At 69.0% G+C, this 7,093-nt stretch carries 8 protein-coding genes and 1 pseudogene; 1 reads left to right on the top strand and 8 read right to left on the bottom strand.

Annotation, left to right across the window (positions count from 1 at the left end; translation table 11 throughout):
* Window positions 1-15 precede the first annotated feature (15 nt).
* From LIU39_RS18200 to LIU39_RS18165, 8 genes and pseudogenes are all read right to left on the bottom strand, one after another.
* Window positions 16-519 (bottom strand): C40 family peptidase, encoded by a 504-nt coding sequence (locus LIU39_RS18200; RefSeq protein WP_227047802.1) that lies wholly within the window; start codon window positions 517-519, stop codon window positions 16-18.
* Window positions 520-735: 216 nt separating this feature from the next.
* Window positions 736-1,854 (bottom strand): LCP family protein, encoded by a 1,119-nt coding sequence (locus LIU39_RS18195; RefSeq protein WP_227047801.1) that lies wholly within the window; start codon window positions 1,852-1,854, stop codon window positions 736-738.
* Between the two features lie 40 nt (window positions 1,855-1,894).
* Complete coding sequence (locus LIU39_RS18190; protein ID WP_227047800.1) at window positions 1,895-2,434, bottom strand: transglycosylase SLT domain-containing protein; 540 nt, start codon at window positions 2,432-2,434, stop codon at window positions 1,895-1,897.
* A gap of 432 nt (window positions 2,435-2,866) precedes the next feature.
* Entirely contained in the window at window positions 2,867-3,364 is a 498-nt protein-coding gene (locus tag LIU39_RS18185; protein WP_227047799.1) for a nucleoside deaminase, read from the bottom strand.
* Window positions 3,365-3,468: 104 nt separating this feature from the next.
* Window positions 3,469-3,939 (bottom strand): cyanase, encoded by a 471-nt coding sequence (cynS, locus tag LIU39_RS18180; RefSeq protein WP_227047798.1) that lies wholly within the window; start codon window positions 3,937-3,939, stop codon window positions 3,469-3,471.
* Window positions 3,940-4,015: 76 nt separating this feature from the next.
* Window positions 4,016-4,621 carry a carbonic anhydrase gene (locus LIU39_RS18175; protein ID WP_227047797.1) on the bottom strand — a complete coding sequence of 202 codons (606 nt, stop codon included), beginning with the start codon at window positions 4,619-4,621 and terminating at the stop codon, window positions 4,016-4,018.
* A gap of 223 nt (window positions 4,622-4,844) precedes the next feature.
* Window positions 4,845-5,247, bottom strand: a pseudogene (locus tag LIU39_RS18170) (IS5/IS1182 family transposase); the annotation flags it as partial.
* 32 nt (window positions 5,248-5,279) lie between these two features.
* On the bottom strand, window positions 5,280-6,131 hold the full coding sequence (locus LIU39_RS18165; protein ID WP_227047796.1) for an SDR family oxidoreductase: 852 nt from the start codon (window positions 6,129-6,131) through the stop codon (window positions 5,280-5,282).
* Window positions 6,132-6,253: 122 nt separating this feature from the next.
* On the opposite strand from LIU39_RS18165, the gene LIU39_RS18160 reads away from it, so the two are divergent.
* On the top strand, window positions 6,254-6,637 hold the full coding sequence (locus LIU39_RS18160; protein ID WP_227047795.1) for a winged helix-turn-helix transcriptional regulator: 384 nt from the start codon (window positions 6,254-6,256) through the stop codon (window positions 6,635-6,637).
* The last annotated feature ends 456 nt before the right edge of the window (window positions 6,638-7,093 follow it).

Here is a 7,093-nt window from a genome sequence, read left to right as displayed (position 1 = left end):
GGTTCGCGGCCCTGGTCAGTCGGCCAGCAGCTGGTGCAGCGCCAGCGGCGTCACATAGCCGGGCCAGCGGCCGTCGTCGAAGAGGTGCATCCCGGCGTCCTGGTAGCACTGGTCGACGAGTTGGGAGCAGATCATGTGCCCGGTGGCGGCGACGTAGCGGCGCAGCCCCGGGACGTTCAGATGGATGCGGTGGGTGGCGATTGCCAGGTAGTCGAGGAAGCTGTACGGCACTCCCACGTACTTCGAGGCCGCGGCACAGACGTCCGCGCGGTGCTGCGGCGAGTATTCCGGCGGACCGACGTACAGCACGTCGGAATCCGCGTACGAGTCGAGCGGCCTGATGCGCGCCCCGCCCGGCTCCGCTTCCAGGAGCTTGCCGTCGGGCAGCACCAGGAAGGCGTGCTGGTAGTCGGCGAAGCCGTTGCCGTTCAGCCACTGGCCGATACGGATCAGCCGGCCGGCCGTGCCGGGTATCTGGGTGAGCCCTATGTCGCCGGGCTGGGGTTCGGAATGAATCATGTGCGGCTCCGGGAGACCCGAAAAGAAGGATTCCTGGAGGTCATACCCATATTCACCGGTGATGGAGCGTCATGGGGAGGATGCGTGCGATGAGTTGAGCGAGCACGGAGGGATGGAAGGGCCAGGCGGGGCCGCTGGGCCCTTCCGTGCCTCCGCATCCCCGGACCTGCGGATCCGGAGGTGCGGGCCAGGCGTCGCCGCACCGGCCCCGAGAGGTCAAGAGCTGGCGGTCACCGGCGAGTTGCCCTGGTCGCCCACCGAGTTCTTGTCCGCGGACTTCGGGATCGGCCGGTCCTCCCGCAGCGCCTTCCAGACCTGCTGCGACGCCTTGTCGAGCGGCAGCACCCGGTTCGGGTTCTGCGGGTCGTAGGTGACCGGCATCGTGACCATGTTCATGTTCCCGGGGCCGATGCCCTTGAGGTCCTTCGCCAGGCCCAGCAGCTTGCCGGTGGACGCCAGGCCGGAGTCGGCGCGGACGGTGCGGGTCGCGGTGTCCGCGAGGCCGTAGAGCTTGGCCGGGTTGCTGAACAGGCCGATGCTGTCGATCCGTTGGGTCAGCGCCTTGATGAACGCCTGCTGGAGCTGGATGCGGCCGAGGTCGCTGCCGTCGCCGACGCCGTGCCGGGTGCGGACCAGGCTCAGCGCCTGCTCGCCCTTGAGGCGGTGCTTGCCGGCGGTCAGGTCGAGTTTGCTGTTGGCGTCTTTGACGGCCCGCTGCGTGGTGACGTCCACGCCGCCCAGCTCATCGATGATCTTCTTGAAGCCGGTGAAGTCGACTTCCAGGTAGTGGTCCATGCGGACGCCGGACATCTTCTCGACGGTCTTCACGGTGCAGCCGGGGCCGCCCACCTGGTAGGACTCGTTGAACATCGCCTGCTGGGCGGCCGGTGCGGTGCCACCCTTCGGCGTCGGACACGCCGGACGGTTCACCATCGTGTCCCGCGGGATGCTGACGATGCCGGCCTTGTCGTGGGCCTTGTCGACGTGCAGCACCATCGTCGTGTCGGACCGGGCGCCGCTGACGCCGTGGCCGTACTCGCCGTGCGTGCCGGCCCGTGAGTCGGAGCCCAGCAGGAGGATGTTCATGGCGCCGTTGTGCGCCTCACTCGGCCGGTCCTTGCCGAGGGCCGCATCGATGTCGACGCCCTGGAGGTTGCCGTTGAGGTGCGCCCAGAGACAGGCGACACCCGACCCTCCGAGCACCAGGACTCCGAAGGCGGCCCAGGCGGTGATCCGCAGTGCCTTGCGCCGCGGGCGCCGCCTCGTGCGCGGTCCGTCGCCGGCCGGCGCGAGGCCGGCAGGCTCCGGTGTGTCACTCCCGCTCTCGTGCGGCATCTGCTGTCCGTTTCTACGTGCGCTCTTCGTGCCCGGAGGCTCAGTACGCGGAGTCGACGTTGTCGATGGAGCCGTACTTGTCGGCGGCGTACTGGGCGGCCGCGGTGATGTTGGCGACCGGGTCGGTCAGGTCGTGCTTGGTGCCGGAGACGTGGTACGCGTCGAAGGTCGGCTGGATGACCTGGAGCAGGCCCTTGGACGGCGTGCCGTTCTGGGCGTTGACGTCCCAGCCGTTGGCCGCGTTCGGGTTGCCGCCGGACTCGCGCATGATGTTGCGGTGCAGGCCCTCGTAGCTGCCCGGGATGCCCTTGGACTTCATGACGTCGAGGGACTGACGGATCCAGCCGTCCAGGTTGCCCGACGAGGAGTCCTGCCCGGCCTTGGCGGCGGAGTTCGCCTGCTCCGTGACGCCGGACGTGGAGACCGTGGCGGCGGCGACGCTGTGCGGGGCCGGCGCGGCGGCGTGCGCGGGGGAGGGCGCGATGGTGAGGGCGGCGGCCGCGGCACCGAGTGCGGCGACGCCGGTGACGGCGAGCTTACGGAAGCGCGTGCTGGTGGCGGTGCGGGTGGTGGCGGTCATGCAGCAGTACCTCTTCGTTCGGTGATGGGACGGGCCCCGGGCGCCCTGCGGCAGCGACTGGCGCTGTACGCGGTGGGCCCGATCGGCAGCGGCGGGCGAATCCCGCCCGGTCCGGCGATCGGCTTCCCGGGACGTCAGCCATGGTTAGCGAACCGGACGGATCGGGGCAATGCCCGCCCGTACTACCCCATGACGTAGCGGAGGCCGCACGGCGGACACACACCCGCCGTGGGCTCCGGGCGCCGCCCCCGCCCCGTCTACTACCGCGCTCCGTACGTGATCGGCGACCTATGGGCGGGCTCACAGTCGACGGGCCCGGAGGGCGTCTCAGGAGCCCCGGATCGTGGCCCTACGTCGCTCACTTGTCACCGTCCGCATCCCGTGGAAGGCCCGGACGCGGCCCACGGGCGACGGCCCGCCGCACGCAGGCGGTCAGGCGATGGGGGCGCCGGACACCCGGCGCTCGCCGCCGTTGTGCCGGTTCCACGCCTTGTACACGTCGGTGGCGGCCGCGCGCGGATCGTGGCGCATCGGCAGCCGCCGCTCGGTGTGGTCCTTGGCGAACTCGCCGTAGAAGGTGTCCAGTTCGAAGTACCTGCGGTCGTCGACGTAGTACGGCTCGTAGGCGTCGCGGGTGGTGAGGAAGACGACCTCGTCGGGGCTGCAGTAGTACAGCGAGCCCAGGCACATCGGGCACGGGAGGGCGAGCACGTAGATCGTGCTGCCGGTCAGGTGCTCGGTGCCCAGCTTCCGGCACGCCTCGCGGATGGCGAGGATCTCGGCGTGCGCGGTGGGGTCATGGGTCTGGGCGACGAGGTTGGGACTCTCGGCCAGGATCCGGCCGTCCTTGACGATGACGGTCGCGAAGGGGCGGCCGCCCTCTTCGACGTTCCGGCGGGCGATGTCGATGGTGCGCTGGGCGAAGTCCATGGGAAGCCTCCGGGATCGGGCCATGGGGCCGGCCGGTGCCGGCCGGCGGGTGGCGGCGGGGGAGCGGGCCGGGAAGACGTCCGGCCCGCTCCCCGCACCCTGGGTCAGAACGGCTTGGTCGGCAGGTACTTGCCGTCGAGAGTGATCACCGCGCGCTCGCCGCCCTCCGGGTCGGCGACCTTCTTGACGTCGAGCCTGAAGTTGATGGCGCTGATGATGCCGTCGCCGAACTGCTCGTGTATCAGGGCCTTGAGGGTGGTGCCGTAGACCTGGAGCATCTCGTGGAAGCGGTAGATGGTCGGGTCGGTCGGCGCGCCCGTGGGCAGCGAGCCGCGGGTGGGGATGGTCGCCAGCAGCATCGCCGCGTCCTCGTCCAGGCCGAGCAGCTCGGCGACGGCCTCCGCTGCGGGCGCGGGCAGGGCGTGCTGGCCCAGTACCGCGGCGGTGACGAACGCGACCGACAGGCCCGCGACGTCGGCGAGTTGCTGCCAGGAGAGGTCCTTGCGGGTCTTGGCCTCCACGGCGGCGATGGCCAGGTTCTGACGGGCGGTCGGGTCGAACTGTGCGTGGATCATGTCGGTTTCCTTTCGGGTGTCCGGTCCGGCGGTTCATGGTGCCGGGCCGAGGTATGGGGGAGCAGCGGCCTCGGGGTCAGGGCGCGACGGGTTCGGGCCGGCCGGTCGCCGGGTCGAGTTCTTCGACGGTGCCGGTGGCGATGTCGTAGACCCAGCCGTGCAGGGAGACCGTGCGGCGCCGCAGGGCACGGGCCACCGAAGGATGGGTGGCCAGGTTCGCGAGCTGGGCGAGCACGTTCCGGCGTACCCACGCGGCCACTTCGTCCGCGCCGTCATCCGCGCCCTCGTCCGGCCGTGAGGCGTCCGCGTGGCGCAGCCAGTCGGCGATCATCGGCAGCGCCGTCAGCTCGTGGCCCTCGGCCAGGGCGGTCATCGCGCCGCATCCGGAGTGTCCGCACACCACGATGCCGGACACTCCCAGCACCTCCACCGCGTACTCGATGCTGGCCGCCACGCCGTCCCCGCCCGGCGCATGGGCCGGTACGAGGTTGCCCGCGGTCCGGATGACGAACAGTTCACCGGGCTCGCTGTGGGTGATCAGCTCCGGCACGACCCTGGCGTCGGAACAGCTGATGAACAAGGTGGTGGGCCGGTGCCGGCCGGCGAGCCCGGCGAACAGGGGGGCCTTGGCCGGGAAGACGTCCTGCTGGAAGATCTTCACGCCCGCTGCGAGGTCGTGCACGGTGACTCCCTTCGGTGAAAACCGGTGGTTTCCGGTGGTTGCCGCCCCGAGGGGCTGACGAAATCCACCATGCACCACCTGCATCTATAGCGTCCAAGACGCAATAACCATCACTGCTATCGATGACATCTATGATGCTCTTCGTGCGAGCCGGCTCCGGCCGCCGCGGCACCGGACGTCACAAGACGTCGTTTCACTCGGTGAGTCTGCGGTAGGTGATCGGGTGGACCTTCGATCCGTTCTCGCCGCGATCGGTCGGATTCGGTCCCGTCAATAGCCCCCTTCGAGGGCGCGCACACTGACGGAGTCGATCGCGCACCGCGACCGGTCCAGGTCACCGGCGGCTCCGAGCTCATCGAGGACGACGCGGTGCAGGCGAGCTTGGGCGCGGTCCTTGGATCACCGGGCGAAACGTCGGTGGATGGTGGGCCAGGTCGGCCCGAAGACCGGCGGCAGCTACCACCAGGAGCGGCCAGAGGTGGCGACGAAAGGGCCGCGGGCGGGCGGTCACGGTCTCCTGCCCTCCGGCGTCCGCCGCCCTGCGGGCGTACGACCGTCTCCGGCGCCACCCGCCGAAACGGCTCCCACCACTCCTCGGGCGCCATCCGTTCGACAGAACTCCTCATGCCCGGCTCAACGCGTCACGGCGTCATAGGGGCTACTGGAAAGCGGCGACATGGTCGGTGACGAAGGTGCGCAGACTGCGGGGGCTGTGTCCCGTGAGGCTGGCAACGTCATCGGACAGCCATGCGGCATCTCCCTCGGCGATCAGCCCGAAGACCTGGGCATTGGAGGCGGCGACCGGCTCAGGAAGCCCTGCCTGGATCATTCCCTCGCGGTGCTGATCGGGCGTGACCCGGCGGTACTCGATCTCCTGGCCCAGGGCCCGGGTCAGCTCGGCGGCCACGTCGGCGTAGGTGACAAGCTCCGGACCGGTCAGCAAGTATGTGCGCCCCTCATGGCCGGCGGGAGCGGCTGCCACCGCCGCCGCGGCTGCGGACACGTCACGTGAATCGATCATGCCGAACCGGCCGTCACCGGCCGACATCACGAACCCGTGCGTCTGCTTGATCATCGGGGCCACGAGGAAGAGGTTCTGCATGAGCAGGTTCGGCGCCAGCAGCGTGTACGTCAGACCGTTCGCTTTGAGGTGAGCCTCGATACGCGCATGGTCGCGACGGCGGTCGACGGGAGAATCCTCGGTCGCCTTGTGATTCGTGATCTTGATGACGTGCTTCACATCCTGACGGACGGCGCTGTCGATGACCGCAATCTCCTGGGCGGGTACCGAAGGGCTGATGACCAGCAGGGTGCCGACGCCGGTCATCGCCGCATCCAGCGTGTCCGGCTGGTCGAAATCGCCCACAGCGATCTCGACGCCGCCCCAGCTTCCGTCCTGCGGCACGCGCGTCGCGTCGCGAATCAGGGCCCGGGCGGGAAGGCCCTTGCCGACCAGGAGCCGAACCGCTTCGGCGCCGATCCTGCCCGTCGCTCCCGTTGTCAAAATCATGGTGCCTCCGTCATCAGTTCCCAGGGGAGTGATCTGTTCCGCAACGCGGTGCAGATCACTTCATGCTGCACACGGCCTGTATCGTTTATGAAGTAGGCACCGTTTGGATATATAGGTACCTGATGGATACCAACTCGAAAATCACTTACTCGAAGGACTGCCCGTCGCGCACCGTCCTGGGCGTGCTGGCGAACAAGTGGTCGCTCTACGTCCTGGGCGTGCTCGGCCGGAACGACCGGCCGCTCCGCTTCACCGAGCTGCGCCGACACATCGAGGGCGTGACCCAGAAGTCCCTCACCCAGGCGCTGCGCAACCTCGAACGCGATGGCCTGGTCAGCCGCACCGTCTACCCGACCATCCCCCCACGGGTCGACTACGCCCTCACCGGCCTCGGCCGCGAAGCGGGAGCACTCACCACCGCCATCGCAGACTGGTCCAAGACCAACGCAGCCCGCGTGCATACAGCCCGCGCCGCGTACGACGCCCGCTCGACCGACCAGCATTGACATCACGGACGCGCCGACTCGCGATGCCGCTCGCGTGACCCTGCCGTAGCCACCAGCCTGATCAACCACTGTCGGCTCGCCAAGTGAATCGCTGTCTCACGTCCGGTTCCCGCGCCGCCGCCCCCTATCAGCGCTTCTTCACACCTGCTCCCCACCTGTCGAGGACGGTACGAAGACCCCTTCGGGCGGATGATCGAGGACTTTTCGAGGGTTTAAAACGATCACTGTCACTCGTCCGTGTTCAATGTCGCGGCCATCCCCGGATCCGGTTCCTGGGCACTGCTTTCGGCCCCTAGTGTGATCAACAGTTCAACGGGGTCCGCCCTGCCTGGCTTGCCCGCAGGTTCGCGCCCCGCAACCCCCCTGCCTGCACATACTCAACTCCCGCCCGGCGCAAGGGCCTTGCCGCGCCTGCGGCACGGAGCGAGTGGGTGCGCAATCATCACGAAGAGGAGC

It is taken from the genome of Streptomyces pinistramenti, assembly GCF_020564935.1.
GTDB lineage: Bacteria > Actinomycetota > Actinomycetes > Streptomycetales > Streptomycetaceae > Streptomyces > Streptomyces pinistramenti.
The sequence above is the reverse complement of the archived record's forward strand: the minus strand, read 5'-3'. Positions and strand labels throughout refer to the sequence as shown.

Excerpts from the sequence above, each read along its gene's own strand:
- LIU39_RS18185 (WP_227047799.1), bottom strand. The coding sequence starts at position 3,364 with ATGGACTTCGCCCAGCGCACCATCGACATCGCCCGCCGGAACGTCGAA.
- LIU39_RS18195 (WP_227047801.1), bottom strand. The coding sequence starts at position 1,854 with ATGCCGCACGAGAGCGGGAGTGACACACCGGAGCCTGCCGGCCTCGCG.
- cynS (WP_227047798.1), bottom strand. The coding sequence starts at position 3,939 with ATGATCCACGCACAGTTCGACCCGACCGCCCGTCAGAACCTGGCCATC.
- LIU39_RS18190 (WP_227047800.1), bottom strand. The coding sequence starts at position 2,434 with ATGACCGCCACCACCCGCACCGCCACCAGCACGCGCTTCCGTAAGCTC.
- LIU39_RS18160 (WP_227047795.1), top strand. The coding sequence starts at position 6,254 with ATGGATACCAACTCGAAAATCACTTACTCGAAGGACTGCCCGTCGCGC.
- LIU39_RS18165 (WP_227047796.1), bottom strand. The coding sequence starts at position 6,131 with ATGATTTTGACAACGGGAGCGACGGGCAGGATCGGCGCCGAAGCGGTT.
- LIU39_RS18200 (WP_227047802.1), bottom strand. The coding sequence starts at position 519 with ATGATTCATTCCGAACCCCAGCCCGGCGACATAGGGCTCACCCAGATA.